Origin of the sequence: Veillonella sp. oral taxon 158 (genome assembly GCF_018376515.1) — a bacterium.
Classification (GTDB): Bacteria; Bacillota; Negativicutes; order Veillonellales; family Veillonellaceae; genus Veillonella; species Veillonella rogosae.
Map to the genome: position 1 here is coordinate 1 of NZ_JAHABE010000017.1, position 26,883 is coordinate 26,883.

Annotated in this window: 40 protein-coding genes, 4 tRNA genes and 1 pseudogene; all 45 read left to right on the forward strand. The window is 41.4% G+C overall.

What is annotated here, in order from left to right; translation table 11 throughout:
- Positions 1 to 139, forward strand: a pseudogene (gene tuf / locus KH364_RS08590) (elongation factor Tu); the annotation flags it as partial.
- Between the two features lie 181 nt (positions 140 to 320).
- Complete coding sequence (gene rpsJ, locus KH364_RS08595; protein ID WP_004695100.1) at positions 321 to 632, forward strand: 30S ribosomal protein S10; 312 nt, start codon at positions 321 to 323, stop codon at positions 630 to 632.
- A gap of 12 nt (positions 633 to 644) precedes the next feature.
- Positions 645 to 1,286 (forward strand): 50S ribosomal protein L3, encoded by a 642-nt coding sequence (gene rplC, locus KH364_RS08600; RefSeq protein WP_004695102.1) that lies wholly within the window; start codon positions 645 to 647, stop codon positions 1,284 to 1,286.
- A 26-nt stretch (positions 1,287 to 1,312) separates the two neighbouring features.
- Positions 1,313 to 1,936, forward strand: a complete 624-nt coding sequence (gene rplD, locus KH364_RS08605; protein ID WP_004695105.1) for a 50S ribosomal protein L4 — start codon at positions 1,313 to 1,315, stop codon at positions 1,934 to 1,936.
- Entirely contained in the window at positions 1,936 to 2,220 is a 285-nt protein-coding gene (rplW, locus tag KH364_RS08610; protein WP_004695108.1) for a 50S ribosomal protein L23, read from the forward strand. Before rplD ends, rplW begins: the two co-directional genes overlap by 1 nt.
- A gap of 26 nt (positions 2,221 to 2,246) precedes the next feature.
- A complete protein-coding gene (rplB, locus tag KH364_RS08615) occupies positions 2,247 to 3,077 on the forward strand; it encodes a 50S ribosomal protein L2 (RefSeq protein WP_009351255.1) in 831 nt (276 codons plus the stop codon).
- A gap of 23 nt (positions 3,078 to 3,100) precedes the next feature.
- Positions 3,101 to 3,382 (forward strand): 30S ribosomal protein S19, encoded by a 282-nt coding sequence (rpsS, locus tag KH364_RS08620; protein WP_009351118.1) that lies wholly within the window; start codon positions 3,101 to 3,103, stop codon positions 3,380 to 3,382.
- Positions 3,383 to 3,395: 13 nt separating this feature from the next.
- Positions 3,396 to 3,731: a 50S ribosomal protein L22 gene (rplV, locus tag KH364_RS08625; RefSeq protein WP_004695112.1), complete on the forward strand. Its 336-nt coding sequence runs from the start codon at positions 3,396 to 3,398 to the stop codon at positions 3,729 to 3,731.
- A gap of 16 nt (positions 3,732 to 3,747) precedes the next feature.
- A complete protein-coding gene (gene rpsC, locus KH364_RS08630; RefSeq protein WP_009351281.1) occupies positions 3,748 to 4,413 on the forward strand; it encodes a 30S ribosomal protein S3 in 666 nt (221 codons plus the stop codon).
- The gene (gene rplP / locus KH364_RS08635; RefSeq protein WP_004695114.1) at positions 4,413 to 4,850 is read left to right on the forward strand and encodes a 50S ribosomal protein L16; all 438 of its coding nucleotides are present in this window, start codon (positions 4,413 to 4,415) and stop codon (positions 4,848 to 4,850) included. The genes rpsC and rplP overlap by 1 nt, the downstream gene beginning before the upstream one ends.
- Positions 4,840 to 5,043, forward strand: a complete 204-nt coding sequence (rpmC, locus tag KH364_RS08640; RefSeq protein ID WP_004695115.1) for a 50S ribosomal protein L29 — start codon at positions 4,840 to 4,842, stop codon at positions 5,041 to 5,043. Before rplP ends, rpmC begins: the two co-directional genes overlap by 11 nt.
- A 39-nt stretch (positions 5,044 to 5,082) precedes the next feature.
- A complete protein-coding gene (gene rpsQ, locus KH364_RS08645) occupies positions 5,083 to 5,343 on the forward strand; it encodes a 30S ribosomal protein S17 (RefSeq protein WP_009351146.1) in 261 nt (86 codons plus the stop codon).
- Positions 5,344 to 5,367: 24 nt separating this feature from the next.
- The gene (gene rplN / locus KH364_RS08650; protein WP_004695117.1) at positions 5,368 to 5,736 is read left to right on the forward strand and encodes a 50S ribosomal protein L14; all 369 of its coding nucleotides are present in this window, start codon (positions 5,368 to 5,370) and stop codon (positions 5,734 to 5,736) included.
- An 18-nt stretch (positions 5,737 to 5,754) separates the two neighbouring features.
- The gene (gene rplX, locus KH364_RS08655) at positions 5,755 to 6,075 is read left to right on the forward strand and encodes a 50S ribosomal protein L24 (protein ID WP_004695118.1); all 321 of its coding nucleotides are present in this window, start codon (positions 5,755 to 5,757) and stop codon (positions 6,073 to 6,075) included.
- Positions 6,076 to 6,098: 23 nt separating this feature from the next.
- Positions 6,099 to 6,638 carry a 50S ribosomal protein L5 gene (gene rplE / locus KH364_RS08660; RefSeq protein WP_009351120.1) on the forward strand — a complete coding sequence of 180 codons (540 nt, stop codon included), beginning with the start codon at positions 6,099 to 6,101 and terminating at the stop codon, positions 6,636 to 6,638.
- Positions 6,639 to 6,654: 16 nt separating this feature from the next.
- Positions 6,655 to 6,924 carry a 30S ribosomal protein S14 gene (rpsN, locus tag KH364_RS08665; RefSeq protein ID WP_004695122.1) on the forward strand — a complete coding sequence of 90 codons (270 nt, stop codon included), beginning with the start codon at positions 6,655 to 6,657 and terminating at the stop codon, positions 6,922 to 6,924.
- Between the two features lie 27 nt (positions 6,925 to 6,951).
- Positions 6,952 to 7,338, forward strand: a complete 387-nt coding sequence (gene rpsH, locus KH364_RS08670; protein WP_009351061.1) for a 30S ribosomal protein S8 — start codon at positions 6,952 to 6,954, stop codon at positions 7,336 to 7,338.
- A 24-nt stretch (positions 7,339 to 7,362) separates the two neighbouring features.
- On the forward strand, positions 7,363 to 7,908 hold the full coding sequence (rplF, locus tag KH364_RS08675) for a 50S ribosomal protein L6 (RefSeq protein ID WP_273299349.1): 546 nt from the start codon (positions 7,363 to 7,365) through the stop codon (positions 7,906 to 7,908).
- A 35-nt stretch (positions 7,909 to 7,943) separates the two neighbouring features.
- The gene (rplR, locus tag KH364_RS08680; protein ID WP_009350984.1) at positions 7,944 to 8,306 is read left to right on the forward strand and encodes a 50S ribosomal protein L18; all 363 of its coding nucleotides are present in this window, start codon (positions 7,944 to 7,946) and stop codon (positions 8,304 to 8,306) included.
- Between the two features lie 18 nt (positions 8,307 to 8,324).
- Entirely contained in the window at positions 8,325 to 8,828 is a 504-nt protein-coding gene (rpsE, locus tag KH364_RS08685; RefSeq protein WP_004695136.1) for a 30S ribosomal protein S5, read from the forward strand.
- A 14-nt stretch (positions 8,829 to 8,842) separates the two neighbouring features.
- On the forward strand, positions 8,843 to 9,022 hold the full coding sequence (gene rpmD / locus KH364_RS08690) for a 50S ribosomal protein L30 (RefSeq protein WP_004695138.1): 180 nt from the start codon (positions 8,843 to 8,845) through the stop codon (positions 9,020 to 9,022).
- A 22-nt stretch (positions 9,023 to 9,044) separates the two neighbouring features.
- Complete coding sequence (gene rplO, locus KH364_RS08695; protein WP_009351117.1) at positions 9,045 to 9,491, forward strand: 50S ribosomal protein L15; 447 nt, start codon at positions 9,045 to 9,047, stop codon at positions 9,489 to 9,491.
- 1 nt (position 9,492) lies between these two features.
- On the forward strand, positions 9,493 to 10,755 hold the full coding sequence (gene secY, locus KH364_RS08700; RefSeq protein WP_009351196.1) for a preprotein translocase subunit SecY: 1,263 nt from the start codon (positions 9,493 to 9,495) through the stop codon (positions 10,753 to 10,755).
- Positions 10,756 to 10,767: 12 nt separating this feature from the next.
- Positions 10,768 to 11,331 (forward strand): adenylate kinase, encoded by a 564-nt coding sequence (locus tag KH364_RS08705; protein ID WP_009351243.1) that lies wholly within the window; start codon positions 10,768 to 10,770, stop codon positions 11,329 to 11,331.
- A gap of 3 nt (positions 11,332 to 11,334) precedes the next feature.
- Complete coding sequence (gene map, locus KH364_RS08710) at positions 11,335 to 12,105, forward strand: type I methionyl aminopeptidase (protein ID WP_009350994.1); 771 nt, start codon at positions 11,335 to 11,337, stop codon at positions 12,103 to 12,105.
- 23 nt (positions 12,106 to 12,128) lie between these two features.
- A complete protein-coding gene (gene infA, locus KH364_RS08715) occupies positions 12,129 to 12,347 on the forward strand; it encodes a translation initiation factor IF-1 (protein WP_004695147.1) in 219 nt (72 codons plus the stop codon).
- Between the two features lie 26 nt (positions 12,348 to 12,373).
- The gene (gene rpmJ, locus KH364_RS08720) at positions 12,374 to 12,487 is read left to right on the forward strand and encodes a 50S ribosomal protein L36 (RefSeq protein WP_004695148.1); all 114 of its coding nucleotides are present in this window, start codon (positions 12,374 to 12,376) and stop codon (positions 12,485 to 12,487) included.
- A gap of 23 nt (positions 12,488 to 12,510) precedes the next feature.
- Positions 12,511 to 12,879: a 30S ribosomal protein S13 gene (gene rpsM, locus KH364_RS08725; protein WP_009351251.1), complete on the forward strand. Its 369-nt coding sequence runs from the start codon at positions 12,511 to 12,513 to the stop codon at positions 12,877 to 12,879.
- A gap of 19 nt (positions 12,880 to 12,898) precedes the next feature.
- Complete coding sequence (gene rpsK, locus KH364_RS08730) at positions 12,899 to 13,288, forward strand: 30S ribosomal protein S11 (protein ID WP_004695151.1); 390 nt, start codon at positions 12,899 to 12,901, stop codon at positions 13,286 to 13,288.
- A gap of 71 nt (positions 13,289 to 13,359) precedes the next feature.
- Complete coding sequence (locus KH364_RS08735; RefSeq protein ID WP_273299350.1) at positions 13,360 to 14,364, forward strand: DNA-directed RNA polymerase subunit alpha; 1,005 nt, start codon at positions 13,360 to 13,362, stop codon at positions 14,362 to 14,364.
- A gap of 12 nt (positions 14,365 to 14,376) precedes the next feature.
- Complete coding sequence (gene rplQ, locus KH364_RS08740) at positions 14,377 to 14,712, forward strand: 50S ribosomal protein L17 (protein ID WP_004695155.1); 336 nt, start codon at positions 14,377 to 14,379, stop codon at positions 14,710 to 14,712.
- 281 nt (positions 14,713 to 14,993) lie between these two features.
- Positions 14,994 to 15,941 carry an energy-coupling factor transporter ATPase gene (locus KH364_RS08745; RefSeq protein WP_273299351.1) on the forward strand — a complete coding sequence of 316 codons (948 nt, stop codon included), beginning with the start codon at positions 14,994 to 14,996 and terminating at the stop codon, positions 15,939 to 15,941.
- Entirely contained in the window at positions 15,941 to 16,801 is an 861-nt protein-coding gene (locus KH364_RS08750; protein WP_009350977.1) for an energy-coupling factor transporter ATPase, read from the forward strand. Before KH364_RS08745 ends, KH364_RS08750 begins: the two co-directional genes overlap by 1 nt.
- A complete protein-coding gene (locus KH364_RS08755) occupies positions 16,791 to 17,594 on the forward strand; it encodes an energy-coupling factor transporter transmembrane component T (RefSeq protein WP_105081916.1) in 804 nt (267 codons plus the stop codon). The genes KH364_RS08750 and KH364_RS08755 overlap by 11 nt, the downstream gene beginning before the upstream one ends.
- The gene (truA, locus tag KH364_RS08760) at positions 17,591 to 18,376 is read left to right on the forward strand and encodes a tRNA pseudouridine(38-40) synthase TruA (protein ID WP_273299352.1); all 786 of its coding nucleotides are present in this window, start codon (positions 17,591 to 17,593) and stop codon (positions 18,374 to 18,376) included. The genes KH364_RS08755 and truA overlap by 4 nt, the downstream gene beginning before the upstream one ends.
- Positions 18,377 to 18,673: 297 nt before the next feature.
- Positions 18,674 to 20,425, forward strand: coding sequence for a 2-oxoacid:acceptor oxidoreductase subunit alpha (locus tag KH364_RS08765; protein ID WP_273299353.1), 1,752 nt, complete (start codon positions 18,674 to 18,676; stop codon positions 20,423 to 20,425).
- Between the two features lies 1 nt (position 20,426).
- The gene (locus tag KH364_RS08770) at positions 20,427 to 21,299 is read left to right on the forward strand and encodes a 2-oxoacid:ferredoxin oxidoreductase subunit beta (protein ID WP_265137744.1); all 873 of its coding nucleotides are present in this window, start codon (positions 20,427 to 20,429) and stop codon (positions 21,297 to 21,299) included.
- Positions 21,300 to 21,566: 267 nt separating this feature from the next.
- Positions 21,567 to 22,913, forward strand: coding sequence for an MATE family efflux transporter (locus KH364_RS08775; protein ID WP_273299354.1), 1,347 nt, complete (start codon positions 21,567 to 21,569; stop codon positions 22,911 to 22,913).
- Between the two features lie 104 nt (positions 22,914 to 23,017).
- Positions 23,018 to 23,905, forward strand: a complete 888-nt coding sequence (locus KH364_RS08780) for a prephenate dehydrogenase/arogenate dehydrogenase family protein (protein WP_273299355.1) — start codon at positions 23,018 to 23,020, stop codon at positions 23,903 to 23,905.
- Positions 23,906 to 24,085: 180 nt separating this feature from the next.
- Complete coding sequence (locus KH364_RS08785) at positions 24,086 to 25,123, forward strand: nicotinate-nucleotide--dimethylbenzimidazole phosphoribosyltransferase (RefSeq protein ID WP_273299356.1); 1,038 nt, start codon at positions 24,086 to 24,088, stop codon at positions 25,121 to 25,123.
- The gene (locus tag KH364_RS08790; RefSeq protein WP_273299357.1) at positions 25,120 to 26,223 is read left to right on the forward strand and encodes a nicotinate-nucleotide--dimethylbenzimidazole phosphoribosyltransferase; all 1,104 of its coding nucleotides are present in this window, start codon (positions 25,120 to 25,122) and stop codon (positions 26,221 to 26,223) included. The genes KH364_RS08785 and KH364_RS08790 overlap by 4 nt, the downstream gene beginning before the upstream one ends.
- 324 nt (positions 26,224 to 26,547) lie before the next feature.
- Positions 26,548 to 26,622: transfer RNA gene (locus KH364_RS08795), tRNA-Gly, on the forward strand.
- 5 nt (positions 26,623 to 26,627) lie between these two features.
- A tRNA-Asn gene (locus tag KH364_RS08800) sits at positions 26,628 to 26,703 on the forward strand.
- 4 nt (positions 26,704 to 26,707) lie between these two features.
- Positions 26,708 to 26,783, forward strand: a tRNA-Lys gene (locus tag KH364_RS08805).
- Positions 26,784 to 26,788: 5 nt separating this feature from the next.
- Positions 26,789 to 26,863 (forward strand) — tRNA-Glu (locus KH364_RS08810).
- Positions 26,864 to 26,883 lie beyond the last annotated feature (20 nt).

Consider the following 26,883-nt stretch of genomic DNA (forward strand, 5'->3'; position numbering starts at 1 on the left):
AATGTGTATGCCTGGCGATAACGTAACAATGAACATCGAATTGATTACACCAATCGCTATTGAAGAAGGTCTTCGTTTCGCGATTCGCGAAGGTGGCCATACAGTAGGCGCTGGCGTAGTAACAGCAATCGAAGGTTAATTTAACCTTTTATGCTCATCGTAGTGATGCGTTGAGCACAATACATGCAGCACTCAGAGCGGCAGCTAATGCCGCTCTCGTGTTGTGTTTTTAAACTATGAAGTAGAAGGTTGCCTCTGCGGAGGAGAATTTCTATGGAGCAGCCCATTCACGAAATGGACGACAGGAGGAATTATTAATAATGGCTAAACAGCAAAAAATCCGTATTCGCCTTAAGGCATACGACCACAAAGCTCTCGATCAAAGCGCTGCTAAGATCGTAGACACTGCAAAAAGAAATGGCGCTATGGTTTCTGGTCCGATTCCATTGCCAACAGAAAAGAATATCTTCACAATTCTTCGTTCTGTACACGTAAACAAAGATTCTCGTGAACAATTCGAAATGCGTACACATAAACGCTTAATCGATATTCTTGAACCAAATTCGAAAACAGTAGATGCTATCACTCGTTTAGATTTACCAGCTGGTGTATCTATTGAAATAAAACTATAAGGAGGTGCGATAATGTCTAAAGCTATTTTGGGTAAAAAATTAGGAATGACACAAGTCTTCACAGCTGAAGGCCAATTAGTTCCTGTAACAGTAGTGGAAACTACCCCAAGCGTTGTAGTGCGCGTTAAGACTGTTGAAACAGACGGCTACGAAGCAGTACAAATTGGTTACGGTTCCATTAAAGAAAAACATTTAACAAAACCTGTAAAAGGTCAGTTCGACAAAGCTGGCGTAGCTCCAGTGAAATATCTTCGCGAAGTTCGCGTTGCAAATGCAGCTGACTACACAGTAGGCCAAACTCTGGCAGCTGATATCTTCGCAGAAGGTGAATTAGTGGACGTAGTGGGTACAGGTAAAGGTAAGGGTTTTGCTGGCACAATTAAACGCCATAACTTCTCCCGTGGTCCTGAAACTCATGGTTCTAAATCTCACCGTGAACCTGGTTCCATCGGTCCTATGATCTCCGGTGGTGGCGGTAAGGTATACAAAGGTAAAAAACTCCCTGGACAAATGGGTGGTTACAGAGTTACCGTACAACGCTTATCTGTTGTGAAAGTTGATGCTGAACGTAACCTTTTATTGGTTAAAGGCGGTATCCCAGGCGCTAAAGGCAGCTTGGTTATGGTTCGCAACACGGTTAAACCTGTTAAATAATCATTTGTCGAAAGGAGGATTATGTAATGCCTACAGTAGCAACATATAATCAATCCGGCGTTAAAGTCGGTGAAATACAGTTAAACGATGCAGTATTCGGCGTTGAAGTTAACGAAGCCGTAATGCATCAAGCCGTAGTTCGTCAATTGTCTAACGAACGTCTCGGCACACATGCAACAAAAACTAGAGGTATGGTTCGTGGCGGTGGCCGCAAACCTTGGAAACAAAAAGGTACTGGCCGTGCACGTGCAGGCTCCAGCCGTTCCCCAATCTGGATCGGTGGCGGTACTACATTTGGTCCACAACCTCGCAGCTATTACAAAGCTATGCCTCGTAAGGCTAGACGTTTAGCAGTTAAATCTGCTCTTAGCGATAAAGTGAATAATAGCGAATTATACGTTTTGGAAGAAATCACATTAGCAGCTCCTAAAACTAAAGAAGTGTTGAACATTATCAATAGCTTCAACGTTGGTGATGCAAAAGTATTGTTCATCACTGAAGGTGATGTAAATGTTGAACGTTCCGCTCGCAACATTCAAGGTGTTAAAGCTTTGGCTTGCGAAGGTATGAACATTTTCGATCTTCTTCATTACGATAAGCTCTTCATTACTAAAGGCGCTGTCGCAAAAATCGAGGAGGTACTTGGATAATGCAATTACATGATGTACTAATCCGCCCGGTTATTACCGAAAAATCCACTATGCTTATGGAAGAAGGCAAATACACTTTCCGTGTGCCTTTAACTGCAAATAAAGTGCAAATCCGTCAAGCAGTTGAAAAAATCTTCAATGTAAAAGTAGAAAAAGTAGCTACTATTCGCGTTTTAGGCAAAACTAAACGCATGGGTCGTACACAAGGTAAACGTAGCGATTACAAAAAAGCTATCGTTACTTTAAAAGCTGGCGAATCCATTGAATTCTTTGAAGGTGTCTAAGAGTCTAGTTGTAAGGAGGCCCACTAATGGCAATTAAATCATTTAAACCGTACTCCGCTGGTCGCCGGTTTATGACAGTATCCGCCTTCGACGAAATCACAGCAAGCAAACCGGAAAAATCCTTGCTCGCTAAGGTTTCTCAAAAAGGTGGTCGTAACAATACTGGTAAAATGACAGTTCGTCACCAAGGTGGCGGTCATAAACGTCAATACCGTATTATTGACTTCAAACGTACTAAAGATAATATTCCAGCTAAAGTAGCAACAATCGAGTATGATCCTAACCGTTCTTCTCGTATCGCTTTGCTTAACTATGCTGATGGTGAAAAACGCTACATTTTAGCTCCTAACGGCTTAAAAGTTGGTGACGTTGTTTTCTCCGGTCCTGAATCTGATATTAAACCTGGTAACTGCTTACCATTGATTAATATCCCTGACGGTACACAAATCCACAATATCGAATTGAAAATCGGTAAAGGTGGCCAAATCGTTCGTTCCGCTGGTACATCCGCTCAATTGATGGGTAAAGATAATGGCTATGCTATTCTTCGTTTACCATCTGGCGAAATGCGTCGCGTACGTCAAGAATGCCGTGCAACAGTTGGTGTTGTTGGTAACACTGACCACAGCAACCAAGTAATTGGTAAAGCTGGTCGTCATCGTTGGATGGGCGTTCGTCCTGGCACTCGTGGTGTTGTAATGAACCCTTGTGACCATCCACATGGTGGTGGTGAAGGTAAATCTCCTGTTGGTCGTAAACATCCTGTTACACCTTGGGGCAAACCAGCACATGGTGTTAAAACTCGCGACAAGAAAAAAGCTTCTAACAGCTTAATCATTAAACGTCGTACAAAATAGGATAAAGGAAAGGAGATAAAATAGTGTCCAGATCTATTAAAAAAGGCCCTTTCGTAGCAGATCATTTGCTTAAGAAAGTTGAAGCTTTAAACGAAACTAACGAAAAGAAAGTTGTAAAAACCTGGTCCCGTGCCTCTACTATTATCCCAAGTTTTGTAGGCCACACAATTGCTGTGCATGATGGTCGCAAACACGTACCTGTATTCATTACAGAAGATATGGTAGGTCATAAATTAGGTGAGTTCGCTCCTACACGTACTTATAAAGGTCATGGTAAGGACGAAAAATCTACAGGCAGAAAATAGGAGGAATTAATACATGGAAGCAAAAGCAATCGCTAGACATATCCGAATCGCGCCTCGTAAAATCCGTATCGTTGCTGATTTAGTGCGCGGTAAAAACATCGGCGAAGCATTTGCCATCTTGAAGTTCACTCCGAAAGTTGGCGCTGATGTAGTAGAAAAAGTTATGCGTTCTGCAATCGCAAACGCTGAACATAATTTCGATATGAATGTTGACAATCTTTACGTATCCGAGATCTTCGTTGATCAAGGCCCTACATTAAAACGCATTCATCCTCGTTCCCGTGGTCAAGCTTTCAAAATTTTGAAACGCACTAGCCACGTAACAGTAGTAGTTAAAGAAAGAGCTTAAGAAGGAGGGAAACAGAGTGGGTCAAAAAGTTAATCCACACGGTTTGCGTGTCGGTATCGTAAAAGATTGGGACGCAAAATGGTATGCAGATAAAGATTTCGCTGCTAATCTTCATGAAGACGTAAAAATTCGTAACTTCTTGAAAGAAACCCTTTTCATTGCAGGTATTTCCCGCATTGAAATCGAGCGTACAAATAAACGTATTAAATTGACTATCCACACTGCAAAACCAGGTATGGTTATCGGTCGTGGTGGTGCTGGTATCGAAGATATCAAAAAAGCAATGACTCGTTTCACTGACAAACAAGTGGACGTTAATATCGCAGAAATTAAACAAGCAGACATGGATGCAACTTTAGTTGCTGAAAACATTGCTGGCCAATTGGAACGCCGTATCGGCTTCCGTCGTGCAATGAAACAAGCTGTAGGTCGTACAATGCGCTTAGGTGCAAAAGGTATCAAAATCATGGTAAGTGGTCGTCTTGGCGGCGCTGAAATCGCTCGTAGCGAATCCTACCGTGAAGGTTCCATTCCTTTGCATACACTTCGTGCAGACATCGACTACGGTACTGCTGAAGCTCATACAACTTATGGTTGTATCGGCATTAAAGTATGGATTTACAAAGGTGAAGTTTTGCCAGAAGCAAAACAACCTGCTAAGAAGGAAGAAGGTGGCAAGTAATGCTTATTCCAAAGCGCGTAAAACATCGTAAGCAATTCCGCGGCCGTATGAAAGGTCGTGCTATGCGCGGTAATACAGTGTCTCATGGTGAGTTCGGCTTGGTAGCATGCGAACCATCTTGGATCACTAACCGTCAAATCGAAGCTGCCCGTATTGCTATGACTCGTTATATCAAACGTGGTGGTAAAGTATGGATTAAAATTTTCCCTGACAAACCAATTACAGCTAAACCAGCTGGTACTCGTATGGGTTCCGGTAAAGGTTCTCCTGAATACTGGGTAGCAGTAGTTAAACCAGGTCGTGTAATGTTTGAAATGGACGGTGTGCCAGAAGCTACAGCTCGTGAAGCTATGCGTCTTGCAAGCCATAAACTTCCAATCAAATGCAAATTTGTTGTTAAGGGTAAAGAATTGGGTGGTGACGTAAATGAAGGTTAATGACATTCGCAATATGAGCGCTGCCGAAATGGAACAAAAAGTTTCCGGTCTTAAGGAAGAGTTATTTAACCTCCGTTTTCAGCTTGCAACAGGTCAATTAGAAAATCCTATGCGCATTCGTGAAGTTAAGAAGACAATCGCTCGTATTAAAACTGTACAACGTGAAGTTGAACTTAAATCTGAAAACGCATAATAACAGATTTGTTAAAGGTTGAAAAGGAGGCTTAAAATCGTGGCAGAAGAAAGAAACGTACGTAAAGTCCGCGTAGGTAAAGTTGTAAGCGACAAAATGAATAAAACTGTTGTTGTTGCTGTAGAACGTAAAGTACCTCACGCATTATATAACAAGCCAATGGTTAGCACAAAACGCTTCAAAGCTCATGATGAAAACAATGAGTGCCAAGTTGGCGATACAGTTAAAATTGTAGAAACTCGTCCACTTTCTAAAGATAAATGTTGGAGAGTTGTTGAAATTCTTGAAAGACTAAAATAAGAGTGATGTAAGGAGGAATAGACGATGATCCAGCAACAAACAATTTTGAATGTTGCCGACAACACTGGTGCAAAACGTATTATGTGCATCCAAGTCATGGGCGGTTCTTATCGCAAATTCGGCAATATCGGTGACGTAATCGTTGCTTCTGTAAAAGATGCATCACCCGGTGGCGTTGTCAAGAAAGGCGACGTAGTCAAAGCTGTTATTGTTCGTTCTAAAAAAGGTATCCGCCGTCAAGACGGTTCCTATATCCGTTTCGATGAAAACGCAGCAGTAGTTATTAAAGATGACAAGACCCCTCGTGGTACTCGTATCTTTGGACCTGTAGCTAGAGAACTTCGTGAAAAAGACTTCATGAAAATTGTTTCTTTGGCTCCAGAAGTATTATAAGAAGGAGGAACGCAGCATATGGCTAAACTACAAATCAAAAAAGGCGATACAGTTGTTGTTATCTCCGGTAAAGATAAAGGTAAGCAAGGTACAGTTATCGCAACTGAACCTAAAAAAGAACGCGTATTTGTTGAAGGCGTTAACACTGTAAAACGTCATACAAAACCTTCCCAAGCTAACCCACAAGGCGGCATCGTTACTAAAGAAGCTGGTATCCATGTTTCTAACGTAATGGTTGTTGACCCAGAAACTAAAACAGCTACTCGTATCAAAAAAGTTGAAGGCAAAGACGGTAAATTCGTTCGCGCTACAGTTAAATCTGGTACAGTACTTAAATAATCAGGAAAGGAGGAGCTAAATAAATGTCTCGTTTATTTGAACAATACAACTCTGAAATTAAAAAGAGTTTGCAAGAAAAATTCCAATACGGCAACGTTATGGAAATCCCTAAATTGGAAAAAATCGTTATCAACATCGGCGTTGGTGATGCAGTAGGCAATGCAAAAGCATTGGAAGCAGCAGTTAATGATTTGACTATCATCGCTGGTCAAAAACCTGTAATCACAAAAGCTAAAAAATCCATTGCGAACTTTAAAGTTCGTGAAGGCATGGCGTTGGGTACAAAAGTTACTCTTCGTGGCGAACGCATGTATGAATTCCTTGATAGATTGATCAATGCGGCATTACCTCGTGTACGTGACTTCCGCGGTATCAGCGCTACTGCATTCGATGGCCGTGGTAACTACGCTTTGGGTCTTAAAGAACAGCTCATCTTCCCTGAAATCGAATATGATCAGGTAGAACGTGTTACAGGTATGGATATCATTATCGTAACAAGTGCTAATACAGATGAAGAAGCTCGTGAATTGTTGACTCAATTCGGTATGCCTTTTGAAAAATAATAGGAGGAACATATAGATGGCTAAAAAATCTATGATTGAACGCGAAAAGAAACGCGCTAAAATCGTTGAAAAATATGCAGCTAAACGTGAAGCGTTAAAAGCAGCAGGTGATTATGAAGGCTTATCCAAATTACCAGCAAACGCATCCCCAACACGCTTGCACAACCGTTGCAACTTAACTGGTCGTCCTCACGGCTATATGCGTAAATTCGGTATCAGCCGTATTGCGTTCCGTGAATTGGCGTACAAAGGACAAATTCCTGGTGTTAAAAAAGCCAGCTGGTAATATTAGACGAGAGGAGGTTTTTAGATTATGGTAATGACCGATCCTATCGCGGATATGCTTACGCGCATCCGTAATGCAAACGCTGCACTTCATGAAACGGTAAACATTCCTGCATCTAGAATGAAAGCAGCAGTTCTTGACATCCTTTTACAAGAAGGTTTCGTTAAGAGCGTTGAAAAAGAAGAAAATACTTTAAAAGTAACATTGAAATATGGTTCCAATAACGAAAAAGTTATTACAGGAATTAAACGTATTTCCAAACCTGGTTTACGTGTTTACGCGAAAAAGGAAGAACTTCCTCGTGTACTTGGTGGTTTGGGTATCGCAGTTATTTCTACATCCAAAGGCGTTATGAGCGACAAACAAGCTCGTAAAGAAGGTCTTGGTGGCGAAGTAATCGCATACGTTTGGTAATAGTAGCAATAGGAGGTAGAAATAATGTCACGTATCGGTAGAATGCCTATCGAGATCCCTGCAGGCGTTACTGTTACATATGATAACCATCATATGAACGTAAAAGGTCCTAAAGGCGAATTATCTCGCGATTTGCATCCAGATATGATTATCACTGTAGAAGGTAACACAATTACAGTAGCTCGTCCTTCCGAGGATAAAGCTCATCGTTCCCTTCACGGTTTGACTCGCGCTCTTGTTGCTAATATGGTAACAGGCGTATCTGAAGGATTCACAAAAACTCTTGAAATCAACGGTGTTGGTTACAGAGCGGCTAAACAAGGCAATAAATTAGCTCTTACACTTGGCTTCTCTCATCCAGTAGAAATGGAAGCTCCAGCTGGTATTACAATTGACGTTCCAGCTCCTAACAAAATCGTTGTGTCTGGTGCAGACAAAGAAGTTGTAGGCGCAGTAGCAGCTGATATCCGTAAATGGAGAAAACCAGAACCTTACAAAGGTAAAGGTATCCGCTATGAAGGCGAAGTTGTTCGTCGTAAAGCTGGTAAAGCTGGTGCAAAAGGTAAATAGTAATATCATCTATATGAATGAAAGGAGTGAATATCTTGCCTCGTAAATCTAGTAGAAACATCGCTCGAGCAAAACGTCATCTTCGTATTCGCCGTCACATCTCTGGTACGGCAACTTGCCCACGTTTGAACGTATTCCGTTCTTTAGGCAACATCTATGCTCAAGTTATCGATGACGTAGCAGGTACAACTTTGGTTGCTGCTAGCTCTTTAGATAAAGATTTGAACTTATCCTATGGTGGTAACGTAGCTGCTGCAAAAGCTGTTGGTGAAGCAGTTGCTAAAAAAGCTATCGCTAAAGGTATTGACACAGTAGTGTTTGACCGTGGTGGTTACATTTACCACGGCCGCGTAGCAGCCCTTGCAGAAGGTGCTCGTGAAGCAGGCTTAAAATTCTAAGAAGGAGGAACTATAGACATGGCGAGAATTGACTACACCAGTCTTGATCTTAAAGAAAGAGTAGTATTCATCAACCGCGTAGCCAAAGTAGTTAAAGGCGGTCGTCGTTTTTCCTTCAGCGCTCTTGTAGTTGTTGGTGATGGCAACGGTTATGTAGGCGTTGGCTTAGGTAAAGCAGCGGAAGTACCAGAAGCAATTCGCAAAGGTATCGATGATGCTAAGAAAAATATTGTAAACGTAGCTATTAAAAATGGTACAATCCCTCACAGCGTAACAGGCGTATTCGGCGCAGGCCGCGTATTCTTGAAACCAGCTGCTGAAGGTACTGGCGTTATCGCTGGTGGCCCTGTTCGTGCCGTATTGGAATTAGTAGGTGTTCGTAACATCTTGACTAAATCCTTGGGTTCTTCTAACCCTAACAATATGGTTCGTGCTACAATCGAAGGTTTGAAAGATTTGAAACGCGCTAGCGAAGTTGCTGAACTTCGTGGTAAAACCGTTGAAGAAATCTATAACGCGTAATAAGGAGACAAGAAATGGCACAAGTTAAAGTAACATTAACAAGAAGCTTAATCGGTCGTCCTGAAGATCAACGCGCGACAGTTAAAGCTTTGGGCTTGAAAAAAACTAATTCTCAAGTTGTAAAAGAAGTAACACCTCAAATCGAAGGTATGCTTCACAAAGTTAGACATTTAGTTAAAGTTGAAGAAGTTTAATACTGATAAGGAGGTGCACTGAATGAAACTTCATGAATTACAACCAGCAGCTGGTTCCAAAAAAGCTCGTACTCGTGTAGGCCGTGGTTTAGGTTCTGGCTTGGGTAAAACATCTGGTCGTGGTCAAAAAGGTCAAAACTCCCGTTCTGGCGGTGGCGTTCGCTCCGGTTTTGAAGGCGGCCAAATGCCTCTTTATCGTCGTTTACCAAAACGCGGTTTCAACAACAGCGTTTTTGCTAAACAATATGCTGAAGTTAACGTAGAACAATTGAACCGTTTTGAAGACGGTGCAACAGTTGATCCAGTAGCTCTTATTGAAGCTGGCATTTTGAAAAATGTACGCGATGGTATTCGTATTTTAGGTAACGGTACATTGGAAACTAAAAACTTGACTGTTATCGCTAATGGCTTCACTAAATCTGCTGAAGAAAAAATCACAGCAGCAGGCGGAAAAGTAGAGGTGATCTAGGGTGCTAGATAGCCTCTCGAACATCTTTAAGATTACCGAGTTACGTAACAAGATTTTGTACACGTTGATGATGTTTGCCGTGTTTAGAGCCGGCATTCACATTCCAGTACCAGGTGTAGATGCATCTGTCATTGAATCTTTGTTTACATCCGGTAACCTATTCGGTCTATTAGACTTGTTTGCTGGTGGTGCGCTTAGTAAGTTCTCTATCTTTGCAATGAGTATTACCCCTTACATCAATGCTTCCATCATCATGCAACTGCTTCAGTCTGTAGTTCCACAGTTTGAAGCATGGAGTAAAGATGGTGAGGATGGGCGTAAGAAAATAGCGAAGGTAACTCGTTATGGCACCGTAGTCCTTGGCTTTGTACAAGCCGCTGGCATGGCATTTGCTCTTAGAGCAAACAACGCTTTGGTAAATAATGATTTCCTTAGTGTATTTGTTGTGGCCATCATTCTTACAGCAGGCACATGCTTGTTGATGTGGATTGGTGAGCAAATCACAGCATATGGTATAGGTAATGGTATTTCCTTGATCATCTTTGCTGGTATCGTAGCTCGATTACCAGATGGTCTAGAAACAATTTATCAATATATCCAAAACGGAACAATTAACATGTTCCAAGCATTCTTATTTGCTGTAATTGCACTTGCGATGATTGCTGTCGTAGTCGCAGTTACACAAGGCCAACGTCGCATTCCTATCCAATACGCAAAACGCGTAGTAGGGCGTAAAATGTACGGTGGTCACTCTACATTCTTGCCGTTGAAAGTCAATCAGGCAGGTGTAATTCCAATTATCTTTGCGTCATCTGTGTTGATGTTCCCTGTGACGATTGCGCAATTTATTGACAATGAATTCGTTCATAAAGTTGCGGATCTATTTACATGGGGTACGCCGTTACAAACGGCATTGTATGCATTATTGATCTTTATCTTTACGTATTTCTATACTGCAATCTCTATCAACATTACAGATATGGCAGATAATATGAAAAAATACGGTGGTTTTATCCCAGGCATTCGTGCGGGTAAACCAACTGCTGATTATGTGGATAACGTGATGACCAGAATCACTTTGGCTGGCGCTGTATTCTTAGCTGTCGTTGCTATTATACCGAATTTCCTCGGTAGCATTACCGGCGTCCAAGGCGTATACTTTGGTGGTACGGCTCTTCTCATCGTTGTAGGTGTAGCACTTGATACAATGCAACAAATCGAGTCGCTCATGGTAACACGCCACTATAAAGGCTTTGTGAAATAGGAGGGAAACAATATGTATATTCTATTAATGGGACCTCCTGGTGCTGGTAAAGGCACTCAGGCAGCTCGACTTATTGAAAAATACGGTATTCCCCAAATTTCAACAGGTGATATGTTCCGCGCTGCGATTAAGAACGAAACACCTCTTGGAGTTGAGGCTAAGAAATACATCGATGCTGGTCAATTGGTACCAGACAGTGTAACTGTTGGTATCGTACGTGATCGCTTGGTGAAAGATGACTGCAAATCTGGATTTATTCTTGACGGTTTCCCAAGAACTACAGCACAAGCTGTATCCTTGGATGCAATCCTTAAAGAATTAGGAATTTCTTTGGACGCTGTACTTAACTTAAATGTTCCTACTGAGGAATTGGTTAAACGTATTAGCGAACGAGCTGTTCTAGAAAATCGTGCTGATGATAACCCTGAAACAGTACAGAAACGTCTAGCTGTGTACGACGAATCTACTAAACCATTAATCGACTACTATCGCAACAGCGGATTGTATGAAGAAATCAATGGTTTACAAGATGTAGACGCAGTATTTGCTGACATCATTAAGGCGTTGGAGAAATAATCTATGATTATTTTGAAATCGCCCCATGAGATTGAATGTATCCGCAAGGCAAGTAAGCTTACAGCAGACACGTTGTCCTTGTTAGTAGAAAAGGCTAAACCTGGCATCACGACGCTTGAGTTAGATACAATTGCCGAAGAATATATTCGCAGCCACGGTGGTATACCAAGTTGTAAAGGGTACTATGGATTCCCTGCAACAATCTGTGCTTCTGTTAATGAAGAAGTCGTTCATGGTATTCCGAGCGCTAAGCGCAAGCTTAAAAACGGCGATATCCTCAGTATTGATCTTGTATCATCTATTGATGGATATCACGGCGATTCGGCTGTGACGGTTCCTATCGGTCACGTCAAACCTGATGTGATGAAATTGTTAAAAGTTACAGAAGAAAGTCTGTTCAAGGGAATTGAACAAGTGAAAGTTGGTAACCGAATTGGTGCCATCGGCCACGCTGTTCAAACGTATTGTGAGAAACATGGTTACGGTGTCGTTCGCGACTTCGTAGGTCATGGTTTAGGCCGCGAAATGCATGAAGATCCGCAAATACCAAACTATGGTAGTCCTGAACAAGGACCTATTATGAAACCAGGTATGGTATTGTGTATCGAACCGATGATTACTCTAGGGACGCATCGTGTTCGTGTATTAGGGGATGACTGGACAGCAGTTACCACAGATGGTAAACCTGCTGCTCATTTCGAACATACAGTGGTTGTTACAGAAAACGGCCCTGAAATATTAACTATGCGGGAAGAACCGCGGTTAATTAAATAAAACAGGTAACCGGAGGAAAAGATATGTCAAAAGAAGACGTTATTGAGGTGGAAGGTACGGTAGTTGAGGCATTACCGAATGCCATGTTCCAAGTAGAATTGGAAAATGGTCATATCGTATTGGCTCATGTGTCAGGTAAAATGCGTATGAATTTTATCCGTATTCTTCCTGGTGATAAAGTTACTATGGAACTGACACCGTATGACTTAAATCGTGGTCGCATCACCTATCGCTTTAAATAAGCATAGGGTCCACAAAGGAGGTACTAATGAAGGTTCAACCATCAGTTAAAAAGATATGCGAAAAATGTAAAATCATTAAACGCAAAGGCCGTGTAATGGTTATTTGCGAAAATCCAAAACATAAACAAAAACAAGGATAATCTGATAGGAGGTGGATGATTAGATGGCACGTATCGCCGGTGTAGACTTACCTCGTGATAAACGAGTGGAAATTGGTTTAACTTATATTTATGGTATTGGTCCAACTTTGGCAGCTGAAATTATTGCTAAAACTGGCATCAATCCAGACACACGCGTTCGCGATCTTTCCGAAGATGAAGTCGTGAAAATCCGTGAATTGTTAGATGCTGAATACAAAGTAGAAGGTGACCTTCGTCGTGAAGAAGCACTTAACATTAAACGCTTAATTGAAATCAACTCCTATCGAGGCAAACGTCATCGTATGGGTTTACCACTTCGTGGTCAACGTACTAAAACGAATGCACGTACTCGCAAAGGTCCTAGAAAAGCAATTGCTGGTAAAAAGAAATAAGATAAAGGAGGGATAAAGCGTGGCTAAAAAAGTTGTTAGAACAAAAAGAAAAGAAAAGAAACATATTGAATCCGGTGCGGCTCATATTCGTTCTACATTCAATAACACTATCGTAACTTTGACAGATACAAACGGTAACGCGTTGTCTTGGGCTTCCGCTGGTGGCTTGGGCTTCCGTGGTTCCCGTAAATCCACTCCATTCGCTGCTCAAATGGCTGCTGAACAAGCTGCTAAAGCTGCAATGGAACATGGTCTTCGTACTGTTGAAGTATTCGTAAAAGGTCCTGGATCCGGCCGTGAAGCTGCAATCCGTGCTTTACAAGCTGCAGGTCTTGAAGTTACTTCCATTAAAGACGTAACTCCAATTCCTCACAATGGTTGTCGCCCTCCAAAACGCCGTCGTGTATAATTGATAGCGGCCGATTTGATACGGTGCTATAATTAAACTATGAACGTGTGTTATATAGGAGGATGTTCCTGATGAGCGAAGAAAAGAAACTTAAAATCGAGAAAGTGGACATCGCCGACGGCGGTCGCTATGGTAAGTTCGTATGTGAACCATTGGACCGTGGCTATGGTATCACTCTCGGTAATAGCTTACGCAGAATTTTGCTTTCATCCTTGGATGGGGCAGCTATCACCTCTATCAAAATTGATGGAGTTCTTCATGAATTCTCTACTATTCCTGGTATTCGCGAAGACGTTACGGATATCATCCTTAACTTAAAGCAATTGTGCATCAAAGTTGAAGAAGATGCTCAATTACCTTTGGAAGTACACTTTGACTTCCAAAAGGACGGCGTATTGACAGCTGCTGATTTGGCTGAACAATTCCCACCAGAAGTAGAAGTATTGAATCCTGAACTCGTGATTGCGACAATGGATGAGACAGCTCATCTCGTAATGGATGTAGTGATCGAACGTGGCAAAGGTTACGTTCCTTCTACGAAGAATAAAAAAGATACAGATGTTATCGGTTGCATTCCAATCGATTCCATCTTCTCTCCAATTCTTCGTGCTAAATACGAAGTGAGTGATGTTCGTGTAGGCAATGAAATGGACTTTGACAAACTTACATTAGAAGTTTGGACTGATGGTTCCATTACCGCTGCTGATGCAGTGGCAAAATCTGCTGCCATTATGATTGGTTATTTAGGGAACTTCACTAAATTAGCGCACTCTGCAGACGTTGTAGATGTTAACACAGGTGAAGGCGGTATCGTTGTTGATCCAGTAGGTTCCGATAATGAAGAACCAGCTGTAGATGACGGCCCGGCAAAGATTTCCATCGATGAGTTGGAGCTCTCTGTTCGTGCGTATAACTGCTTGAAACGTGCTGGCATTAATACAATTGCAGATTTGCTAGACAAAACCATTGATGACTTAGGAAAAGTTCGCAATTTAGGTAAAAAATCCATCGATGAAATTGAGGAAAAACTCAACAATCATCCAGGTGGTTTTCACCTTAAACAAAAAGGCGAATAAGGAGGAAGACGAATGTACAGAAAATTAGGCCGCGACAGCTCCGCTCGTAAAGCGTTGTTCCGTAGCATGTTAACATCTTTCTTCCAATATGAGCGTATTGAAACTACTGAAGCTAAAGCGAAAGAACTTCGCTCTTTAGCAGATCAAATGGTAACTTTGGCTAAACGTGGTGATCTTCATGCACGTCGCCAAGTTCTTGCATACCTCATGGATGAAAGTGTAGTAAAAAAATTGTTTGATACAATTGCTCCAAAATATGCAGACCGTCAAGGTGGTTACACTCGTGTAATCAAAACTGGTCTTCGCAAAGGTGACGCTGCACCTTTGGCTATTATCGAGTTAGTTTAATCAAACTCATACGGTGTTGTAACTTACGTTGCAGCACCGTTTTTTTATTGTCAATTTTATGGTACAATCGATTAGTACAATATCGTAATATATTAGCAGTTATCGTAAAGGATGAATAAGTATTGTTAACCTTATGATATATATTTATGGCATTAATTAATGCTTAATTTATAAAGTGGATTACATTAATTTGTTGTAGTTAATAGGTCAATAATGTGATATACAATTTAAAGGTTATACTTTCATAGAAACGAAATTGACTAGAAAGATAGAGGCTATTCATGAACGAAAAAGACATTATGATTGATGTCAATCATATGAGTCATATATATACTGATGAAAACGGCAATGATGTACGCGCATTAGATGATGTGAATTTATCCATCAAGCGCGGCGAGTTTGTATGTATTATCGGTACCAATGGCAGTGGTAAAAGTACCCTAGCCAAGCATTTTAATGTGCTATTACAACCTAGCGAAGGTCATGTTAATGTATGTGGCTTTGATACGCGCGATGAAGCGCATATTTGGGATATTCGCCAACATGTAGGCATGGTATTCCAAAATCCTGATAACCAAATCGTAGCGGCTGTCGTAGAAGAGGACGTTGCCTTTGGTCCTGAAAATCTAGGCATTCCTAGTGATGAAATTAGAAAACGTGTCGATGCAGCGTTAGAAGCTGTTAATATGACTGAATATAGAGAACATGGTCCTCACTTGTTATCTGGTGGTCAAAAGCAGCGCATTGCCATTGCAGGCGTGCTTGCTATGAAACCAGACTGTATTGTTCTTGATGAACCAACGGCCATGCTCGATCCAAAAGGTCGTCGTGAGGTCTTAGAGACAGTCCATAAGCTCAATAAAGAAGAGGGCATTACTATTGTCTTTATTACACACTTCATGGAGGAAGCCGTTACGGCTGACCGTGTGGTGGTTATGAAAAATGGTGTGAAATTACACGATGGCACACCTCGTGAAATCTTTAGTCATGTAGATACCTTGAAAGAACTTGGCCTCGATGTGCCTGTAGCCTCTGAAATTGCTTTCAAATTAAATGCAAAAGGTTATGAAGTGGGTAACAGCATTATAAATAATGAGGAACTGGCAGAAGGTCTAAAAAGTTCAAAACTGGCAGATCAATTAGTAAACTCTAATCATGTGGCTGCTAAGGTTGAAGAAGTTCCTGCTAGTGAGCTGACAACTGATGCAAGAGGGGAGGGATCTCACTAATGGCGATTGTATTAGATAATATTACATACACCTATGGCATGGGAACTCCTTTTGAAAAAACAGCCCTTCATGGTATATCTCTTACTATTGAAAATGGTGAATTTCTAGGTGTTATCGGTCATACTGGTTCTGGTAAATCCACCTTTGTACAACATTTAAATGGTTTATTACACCCTACAACAGGTAAAGTAACTGTAAATGGTGTAGATATTAGTGCCTCCACAGAGGAAGCTAAAAAGATGCGCCACAAGGTAGGCATGGTATTCCAATACCCAGAGCATCAACTATTTGAAGAAACCATCGCTGAAGACATTGCCTTTGGGCCTAAAAATTTAGGCCTTAGTGCTGATGAAGTAGATGAACGCGTTCGTGATGCTATGAAGTTTGTAGGTCTTGACTACAATACCTATGCAGAACGATCTCCGTTTCACTTATCCGGAGGTCAAATGCGCCGCGTTGCTATTGCTGGCGTAGTTGCAATGAATCCAGACTTTTTAGTTCTTGATGAACCATCTGCAGGCTTAGACCCATTTGGTCGTGAAGAAATCTTTGAGGAAATCATTCGTCTCCATAAGGAGAAAGGAATTACGGTTATCCTTGTATCCCATAATATGGAGGATATATCCCGCATGGCCTCTCGCCTAGTAGTACTCGATAAAGGTCGTATAGTACTCGATGGGGAACCGATGGATATCTTTAATAATCATCGAGATGCATTGCAAGCTGTTGGTGTAGATGTACCGCCTGTGTCTGTAACTATGGAGTACTTACGTGAACAAGGTCTTGATGTGTCTAACAGAGTTCTATCTGTAGATGATGCAGTACAAGCAATTCTAGAAGGAGGTAGCCATGTTAAATAACATTACTATTGGTCAATACTTCCCTGGAAATTCTTTCTTGCACCGCATGGATCCACGAGCAAAGATTATTGCTACTACTATTTTCGTAGTCGCCATCTTCTTGGCAGATTCGCCGCTAGCTTATGGTATTGTAGGTGGTTTTACAATCTTTGCCATGCTATTATCTCGTTTACCACTACGTCTTATGTGGACCGCTATTAAACCACTTTGGATTATCATTGTATTTACTATGGGGATTCACATTTTTACGACACCTGGTAATACCATTTTCCAATGGGGCATTATTAATATCACCGATCATGGTGTGGCGATGGGCCTTCAAATGGCGGCACGATTAATTTTCTTAATCTTGTTCTCCTCACTGTTGACTTATACCACATCTCCTATTCGTTTAACTGATGGTATCGAGCATTTGCTCAATCCATTCCGTCGCATTGGCGTACCGGCTCATGAGCTGGCTATGATGATGACTATTGCACTTCGTTTTATTCCGACTTTATTGGATGAGACGGATCGTATTATGAAAGCCCAATCAGCCCGTGGTGCAGACTTTGTGACTGGATCTATCATTCAACGAGCAAAGAATATGGTGCCCTTATTGGTACCATTATTTATCAGTGCTTTCAGACGTGCTGATGAACTGGCTATCGCCATGGAGGCTCGCTGTTATCGTGGCGGTGTAAATCGTACGCGTATGAAAGAATTACAAGTGACCTATGTCGATTATATCGGTGTCGGTGCTGTTATTTTGGTTACTGTTGTACTCATTGCGTTGTGGTGGCTTGGCCTATGAGAAATATACGGATCATAGTTGCTTATGATGGCACTGATTTAGCGGGCTATCAAAAGCAACCTGATGATAAGGGCTTAACCGTACAAGGTTGTTTAGAATATGGCTTGTCAAAAATCTGTAATGAGCCCATTCAAATCTACGGTGCTTCTCGTACGGATGCAGGGGTACATGCAAAGTTTCAAGTATGTACCTTTCAAACCTCTGGTGCTATACCTGCAGAAAATATTCCGCGTGCCATGATAGCTCATATTCCTAAAGATATTGTGGTCCTTGAAGCTGTGGAAATTCCACTCGATTGGAAGCCACGTTGGAATATATACGGTAAAGAGTATGTATATACGATTCATAATCAGCTCATTGCTAATCCGTTGACGAAACGATATCACTGGCATGTAAAGAAGCCTCTCAATATTGAGCTCATGCAAGCTGCTGGTAATGAATTACTAGGTACACATGACTTTACGACCTTAAAGGGGACAAATTCTACACCGGCTGATCCCGTTAAGACTATTATGGGGATTCATGTAGAGGGAAAGGGACCTCATGTGACTATTTCTGTGGTAGGCGATGGGTTCTTATACCATATGGTACGTAATATTGCAGGCTTACTCGTAGATGTAGGCCTTGGTCGCCGTAAGGTAGAGGATATCAAAGGCTATTTAGCTGCTAAAGACCGTCGCGTTATCGGCAAAACGGCGCCTGCTCAAGGTTTATGTTTAGAAGAAATCTTCTTTACTGAGGAACGACAACAAGAGGTATTACGGAATAAATATTCTATATAATTTAAGAATAAATATTCTATATAATTTCATATAGAATATTTTTTAAACGAGTAATTATGAAACGATGAGCATAAATACTAAAAGGATACTACGAAAAAAGTAGTATCCTTTTTCTCTTATAAGTTTTAGTTATAATGCTCTAATTTATACCTATTATTATGAGAAATGATACATTGTAAACCTAAAGTATACATGATACAATGACGATATAAGACAGATTCGTACTATACATATATAAAAATAGTAAGTTAGACTCTTGTCAGCAGTGTAATTTTTATCCTAAGGAGGGTGAATCTCTTGCAAAAACGTAAAGATTTTATCTGGAAAATGGGCGGCCAACAAGGTGAAGGTATCGAGAGTTGCGGCGAAATTATGGCGACAATCCTCGCTAAAGAAGGCTATTCCTTGTATAGCCAACGTTTATTTGCATCTCGTATCAAAGGTGGTCATACTACATTCGCATTGCGCGTAGCATTAGAACAAATTATGTCTATCGGTGAAGGCGTAGACTTCTTGCTAGCTCTTGACCAAGAAACTGTTGATATGCACGGTTCTGAAGTTCGTGATGGCGGTTACATCATCTGTGATAGCAAAGTAAAACCGGACTTTTCTAAATACGAAGGTACAAAAATCAATTGCTTATCCTTGCCAATCTCTGAAACAGCGATGAAACAAGGCTCTATGTTGATGCGTAACATCGTAGCACTTGGCATGTCCGTAGCACTTCTTGGTTTTGAAACTAAGTTGTTCAAAGATGCTATTGCTGAACAATTCGCAAAAAAATCCCAAGAAATTATCGATAAAAACTTGGCTGCTTTCGACGATGGTCATGGCCTTGTAATGGAAAAATTGGGCGATGTTGAAATCGATACATTGACAGCTCCTGGTAAGAAAGATCAAATGTTCTTATTAGGTAACGAAGCTTGTGCTCTCGGTGCTATTGCAGCGGGTTCCCGTTTCATGGCATCTTACCCTATTACACCGGCATCCGAAGTTATGGAATTCATGATTAAAAACATGGATAAATTGGGTGCTACTGTTGTTCAAACAGAAGACGAAATTGCAGCATGCATGACAGCTATGGGCGGCGTATACGCTGGTGTTCGTGGCTTCACATGTACTTCTGGCCCTGGTCTTTCCTTGATGGCAGAATCCTTGTCCATGGCTTCCATGGCTGAATTGCCAATGGTTGTTATCGACGTTCAACGTTCTGGCCCATCTACTGGTATGGCTACAAAAGTTGAGCAATCCGATATTGATGCGGCTTGCTACAATGCACATGGCGACTACTCCGGTATCGTAATTTCTCCAACATCTATCGAAGAATGCTTCTATGAAATTCAAAAAGCTTTCAACTTGGCAGAAATGTACCAATGTCCAGTAATCTTTATGCCTGACTTACAACAAGGCTTGAATAAACAATCCGTTCCTACTTTCGACTTGAACCGTGTACCTATTAACCGCGGTAAAATGATGAAAGAAGCAGAACTTCCTGCATTGGAACAACCTAAATACTTCAAACGCTTCGAATTGACTGAAGATGGTATTTCTCCTCGTACAATTCCTGGCATGAAAAATGGTCTATTCCTTTCCACAGGCTTAGAGCATAACGAAGAAGGTAAACCAGCAGAAGCGCCTACAATGCACGTAGCGCAAACTGATAAACGTTTCCGCAAATTGGAAACTGTAGCTGATAACTACGAACCATTCTTGAACAACGCTAAATACGACGAAGCAGATGTACTTGTTGTAGGTATGGCTTCTAGCCGTGGTGCTATCGAAGAAGCAGTTGCTGAATTCGATCAAGAAGGTGTTAAAGTTAACCACTTGCAATTGCGCTTGATTAAACCATTCCCAGCAAAACAATTACAACCATTCTTTGATGCTGCGAAAAAAGTGGTTATCGTAGAGCACAATAAAACTGGTCAATTGACTAACTTGTTTAAAATCAACATGCATCGGAAAAATAAAATTTCTAGCTGCTTAAAATACGATGGTAATCCATTCACAAAAAGTTATGTGAAAAATGCGATTAAGGAGGTCCTATAATATGGCAACAGCTAAAGATTACAGAAACGATATTCGTCCTAACTGGTGCCCAGGCTGTGGCCATTATGGGGTTCAAGCAGCGATTACTGACGCTGTAGTAGCGAAAAATATTCCACCAGAAAAATTAGCAGTAATTTCCGGTATCGGTTGCTCCAGCCGTATCGGTGGTTATTTCTACGCTTACGGTGCTCATACAACTCATGGTCGTGCACTTCCTTACGCTCAAGGCGTAAAACTTGCTAACCAAGATTTAGAAGTTATCGCATTCTCCGGTGACGGTGATGCGTTCGCTATCGGTATGGGGCACACTATCCATGCTTTCAAACGTAATGTAAACATGACATACGTTGTAATGGATAACCATGTATATGGTTTGACTAAAGGTCAAGCATCCCCTCGTTCCGACATCGGTTTTGTTACAAAAACAACTCCTCATGGTGCGTTCGAGTCCCCATTGTCTATCTGTGAAACTGCGATTGCAGCAGGTGCTACATTCGTAGCTCAAAGCTACATGATCAACCGTGAAGAACTTGTTGATTTGATTCAACAAGCTATGGACCATGATGGCTTCTCCTTCATCAACGTATTTAGCCCATGTGTTACATACAACAAACGCAACAGCTATGACTGGTTCAAAGAACACTTAGTAGCATTGCCTGAAGGCTATGATCCAACAGATCGTGCAGCAGCACTTAAAACTTTGGGCGATACAGATGGTTTGGTTACTGGTCTTATTTACCAAAATACATCTAAACCTTCCTTCGAAAAATCCTTGGCAGCAGCTAATGGCGGCGCACACCCACGTCCATTGACTGAAGACGTTGTAAAACCTGACCAAGCATTATTCGACAGCCTTTGTAATGGCTTCAAATAAGCATTAGCAGAACACAATAGATACTTGCTTATCTACATAATAAACGTGTCACCTTCGGGTGACACGTTTTTGTTTATCCTATTTTTTGTATCTCTCATGTGTATGTAACTTTCATCTGTAGTTTAATTGTAATTGTCGCTCTTTAATGGAGACCGATTTTGATGTATTGATTTCTGCGATTCGTCCCATGTGGTTATATAACGTGATATAATAAGGACATTGTATGATATTCATTGCAATTGTATCGCAGTCATTGCAGAGGTTTTTATGAAAACATACGAAAAGGGGATTAGTTTATCTATCTGGACTTTGAGTTGGCCTATATTTATCGAAGTATTCCTACAGCTGTTAGTAGGTAATATAGACCAAGTGATGATGAGTCACTACTCTCCTCAAGCGGTAGCAGCGGTAGCTAATGCCAATCAAATTTTAAATATCTTTATTATGCTCATCATTGTTATGAGCACAGCTACGACGATTTTGATTGCCCAGTATTTAGGGGCTCGAAATCAGTCCAAGCTATCTGAGGTATGTACGGTCAGCTTAGTGATGAATTTTCTGTTTTCATCCATAGCGGCAGTATTTTTTATCACTTGCCATGAATGGATCTTTACATGGCTGGGAATACCGCCAGAAACGATGAGTGATACGTCGCTCTATATGACCATAGTAGCGGCGGGCCTACCGATACAAGCTATGTACTATGCATTAGTGGCTGTGTTTAGAGGTCATTCACTAACGCGTATTACCATGTACATAGCACTCGTTATGAATGTAATTCATATTATAACGAATTATGTATTAATCTTTGGACATGGACCAATACCAAGTCTTGGTGTATTAGGTGTTTCTATTTCAACATGGCTATCTAAACTGGTAGGCCTAATGATTATTGGATATACTTTTAAGAAATTATTGACCTTAAAGGTAAGCTTTACATTCTTAAAACCATTTCCGTGGCATACGATTAAGTCTTTATTGCATATCAGTGTTCCTTCTGGTGGCGAAACATTGAGTTATCAATTGTCTCAAACGATGATTATGAAAATGGTCAATATTTTGGGACTCGCAGTAATCAATACAAAGGTATATGTATCCGTTATCGCTATGCTTTGCTATGTATATACAATAGCACTCGCCAATGCTTCACAAGTAATCGTTGGATTCTTGATGGGGGCCAAACGCCAAGAGGAGGTAAGTAATCGCGTATGGCATTCTACGTTTTTAGCCATTGCTATTAACGTAGGTCTTGCTACATTCTTCTATCTTGTTAGCGATGTTGTTCTTTCCGTCTTTACTACAGATCCTGAAATTTTATCATTAGCCCATAATGTCTTATTGGTAGAAATCTTCCTTGAATTAGGTCGTGCCGTAAATATCGTTATGGTATCTTGTTTGCAAGCCGCAGGGGATATTCGAACTCCAATGCTCGTAGGCATCTTTGGCATGTGGTTATGTGCAGTGCCACTATCATACCTTTTTGGCATATATTGGGGCTGGGGCCTTGTAGGCATTTGGGCTGCTATGGCTGTTGATGAAATTTTACGGGGTTTATTATTTGTGTATCGCTGGTATAGCGGTAAATGGAAAAATAAGAGACTTATTGAAGCTTAGCTTTGCGTTTTTATTATTTTAATTAATTCCTTTTATAGTTTGTAGATATATGTAGCATTACATGGGAGAGTGTAATTTACTAGATATTGTGAAAGTAGGTTTATATGAGTAAGACAGTAGGTATTATTGGCTTAGGCTTATTAGGCGGTTCATTGGCAAAGGCTTTGAAGGCTTACACCGATTATGAGGTGGTAGGGTATGCTCGTCGCCAAGAGGTTTGTGATGCGGCCATCCAAGATGGGGTGGTGAAAGCTGCTTGGACCGAGGTAGAACCATTGATTGAAAGCTCAGATATCGTTGTGTTCTCCTTACCACCAGATACAAATGCACGACTTTTTACTGAAACGGCACATCTATTTAGACCAAAACAAGTTGTAACAGATGTATCGAGTGCGAAGGAAAACTTCATCCGTGCTGTCTATGAATCAATTCCTAAGGGAACGATTTTTGTCTCCGTCCATCCTATGGCGGGTTCAGAAAAAGGTGGCTACGAAGTATCTCATAAAAACTTATTTAAAGGTATGGGATGGATCGTCCTAGAGGATAAGGCCTCTGAAGTATATAGCGAAGAGGTCGCCGAGGAGCTAGCTGAGATGGGACGTGCTGTAGGTTCACGCATTGAGTTCGTCGATATTTACGCTCATGACGCGTATCTAGCTATGGTTAGTCATATGCCTCATTTGCTAGCTGCTATTTTGACACAAGTTTCTGGTGGCGACGAATTGGGCGAATTACGTATGAGATTATCTGCAGGTGGTTTCCGAGATTGCACCCGTGTAGCCGGTGGCTTGCCGTCAATGTGGCGCGAAATTATCTACGGTAATCGGCGCAATGTCATTGAAGGGCTTACTCGGATAGAAGCGGAAATACAACGTGTAAAAGAGGTGCTTTCACAAGATGATGAAGGTGAAAGCTTAGAAAATTATCTTGAGCGCAGTCGTGACATACGCACTAAGTTGCCGTATTTAACAGGGCAAATTAAGGATAGCTAACTCAATCCAGGTTATGTAGCTGAAGTGACATTGTTTATGCCCTAACATGTGTATACTAAAATTCTAAAAATATAATAATATTCTAAAAATATACTAATATTATAAAAACACAATAGAATTCTAAAGATATACTAATATTCTAAAAGTAAACTGATCTATTAATTAGTTAAGGGAGATCGTATGAGTTTGTTACAAGAAACTTGTGACGCTATTGTAGGTCGCAACCAAGAGATTGAACAACATATAATTGATAGCTGGAATACAGCGTCACCTGTAGAGCAATATGGTCGTCTTGTAAATGTAGTGGCCCAATATGGTTCTGCCACAAATCAAGAGACTTTGACTGTACCAAAGCCATGTATGATTATCGCTAGTGCGGATCATGGTGTGGCGGATATGGGGGTTAGTGCGTATCCAAAGGAGACGACCGTTGGTATGACACAGAACTACCTAATTCCAAAAGGGGCTGGTGCCAATTCCTTAGCTAATTACTGTGGTGCTCAAATGGAAGTCATCGACATGGGCATTGATGCGGATATGAGTTGGGTTCCAGGCCTTCGAAGTCATAAACTGGGGATGGGAACAAAAAACTTTGTAGAAGAACCAGCCATGACACGGGAACAAGCGATTGAAGGCATTGAAGCAGGTATTCATCTTGTAAAAGAGAAAATTGATGAAGGCTTTAACGTATTCTTAGTCGGTGAAATGGGTATTTCCAATACGACTGCTAGCGCTCTTATGACTGCTAAGTTTGCCGGTCTTACTGCGGAAGAAGCTACAGGTCGAGGGACGAATATTTCCGATGAACGGCTCAAACTAAAACAGCGTATCGTTCATGATGTGCTGGAAAAATATAAGGATATTCCAAAAGACGATGCCATTGGTATTTTATCCTCTGTAGGTGGCTTTGAGTTTGCTTGTATCGTTGGCGTCATCTTAGGTGCGGCCGCTAATAATGGATTAGTTATCATCGATGGCTTCAATACATCTGCTTGTGCATTGGTGGCTAAAACCTTAGTGCCAGAAGTCATGGATTATGTGATGGCATCTCATTTGTCGGCCGAAAAGGCAGCGAAGTCCTCTTTAGAAAATCTAGGCTTAGAAGCGTATGTAGATTTGGGGCTTTGTCTAGGCGAGGCCTCTGGTAGTTCGGTTCAAATGGGGATGCTGGACCTTGCAGTTCATATGTATTTGGCCATAACAGGAGGTAAGGCATGAGAACTTTCAACATAGAACCATTGCACGCACCCTCCATGGAGGAGTGCCGGTTACGTATTGATAATTTAACAAAACCTATTTATAGCCTAGCAACCTTAGAGCTTATAGCAGAACGCTTTGCAGGTATTTTGGCAAATCCTAAGCCCAATCATTTGCGCCATGGTGTACTCATTGTAGCAGCGGATCACTTGGTAGATGGTCCTCAAAATAATCAGCATGGTAGTGAAAGCTACGCCGCTATCAAACGTTTCAATGAAGGTAGAACGGCTACGCAGGGGGCGGCATTTAAGTTAAATGCAGACGTACATGTTGTAAATGTAGGTCTTGAGCAAGATACTAGTGATCTAGAATATATTAACCAACAAGTCATTCGTAAAGGCTCTCATTTCTTTGGTGTAGAACCTGTCATTTCTCAAGATGAACTTGAGCGAGCTCTAGAGCTTGGCTTTACCTATGCTGATAAACTACACGCTGATGGATTACAAGTGGTGGCGATTGGTAACGTAGGGGAAAGGGCGTTCCTTGACTCCCTCGTAACGACGGCTACAATTACGGGCTGCGCCTATGACGATATTCTCGTTCATACCGAATGTGGACCTACGGTAGAACAACGGGCTGCTCATATTCATTCCTTTGTAGATCGCTTTAATATTGCTGTTGATGATTGGTCTGCATTGAGTGAAAGCGAGCGCCGTGATGCGGTATTACATTTGCTAAATATTGCAGGCGGTCTTGATATTGCATTTTTAACTGGCTTTATTTTAGGTGCTGCTAGTCATCGTATGGCTATCGTTTTTGATAATGCCGTAACAGGTGCTGCTGTATTGGCGGCTGTTACCATTGAGCCATTAGTAAAAGACTATGTATTCCCATCGGCTGCCTATGAGGAACCAATTCATAAGGAACAATGTCGATTCCTAGGTGTGAAACCATGTTTGCACTATCACTTACAAATCGATGAAGCCTTAGGTTCCACAATGGGCCTATCTATTATCAATGCGTCGATGCATATGTTAAACGACATGAAAACGTTCATTGAAGCCGAGGTTAGTGTCGCAGAAGATGGGGCCGGTAAAGGTAGACAAGCCGGTAAAAATTAATTAAAGATAAGGTAACACTAACCAAATATGGGGGAACTCAAGCTAAATATGGGTTAACGCAAGCTATATAGGGAATAAGACTAGTTGAGATATCAGTCAAAGTTACCGAAAATCCTAGAAAATAGGAATTAAATAGATGAGGGATTACATAATCCCTCATTTTTAATTAGGGCCGTTGTAAAATCAAAATTTTGCAGGAATTTCATGGAAAAACCATTGACACTATATGTGTAAATTGATATTATTATAAGGCAGTCAGGACATTCTCAATTTGTTCTTGACGACAGATTGATAATTATGTTATATTAATTATCGGTTCTGTATGCGGGAATAGCTCAGCGGTAGAGCACCGCCTTGCCAAGGCGGGGGTCGCGAGTTCGAATCTCGTTTCCCGCTCCATACATTCCTCGATAGCTCAGTCGGTAGAGCAATCGGCTGTTAACCGATCGGTCGTAGGTTCGAGTCCTACTCGAGGAGCCATTTTGACTCACTAGCTCAGTTGGCAGAGCACCTGACTTTTAATCAGGGTGTCCCGCGTTCGAGTCGCGGGTGAGTCACCATTTCTGGCCCGTTGGTCAAGCGGTTAAGACACCGCCCTTTCACGGCGGTATCCCGGGTTCGATTCCCGGACGGGTCACCACATGGACGATTAGCTCAGCT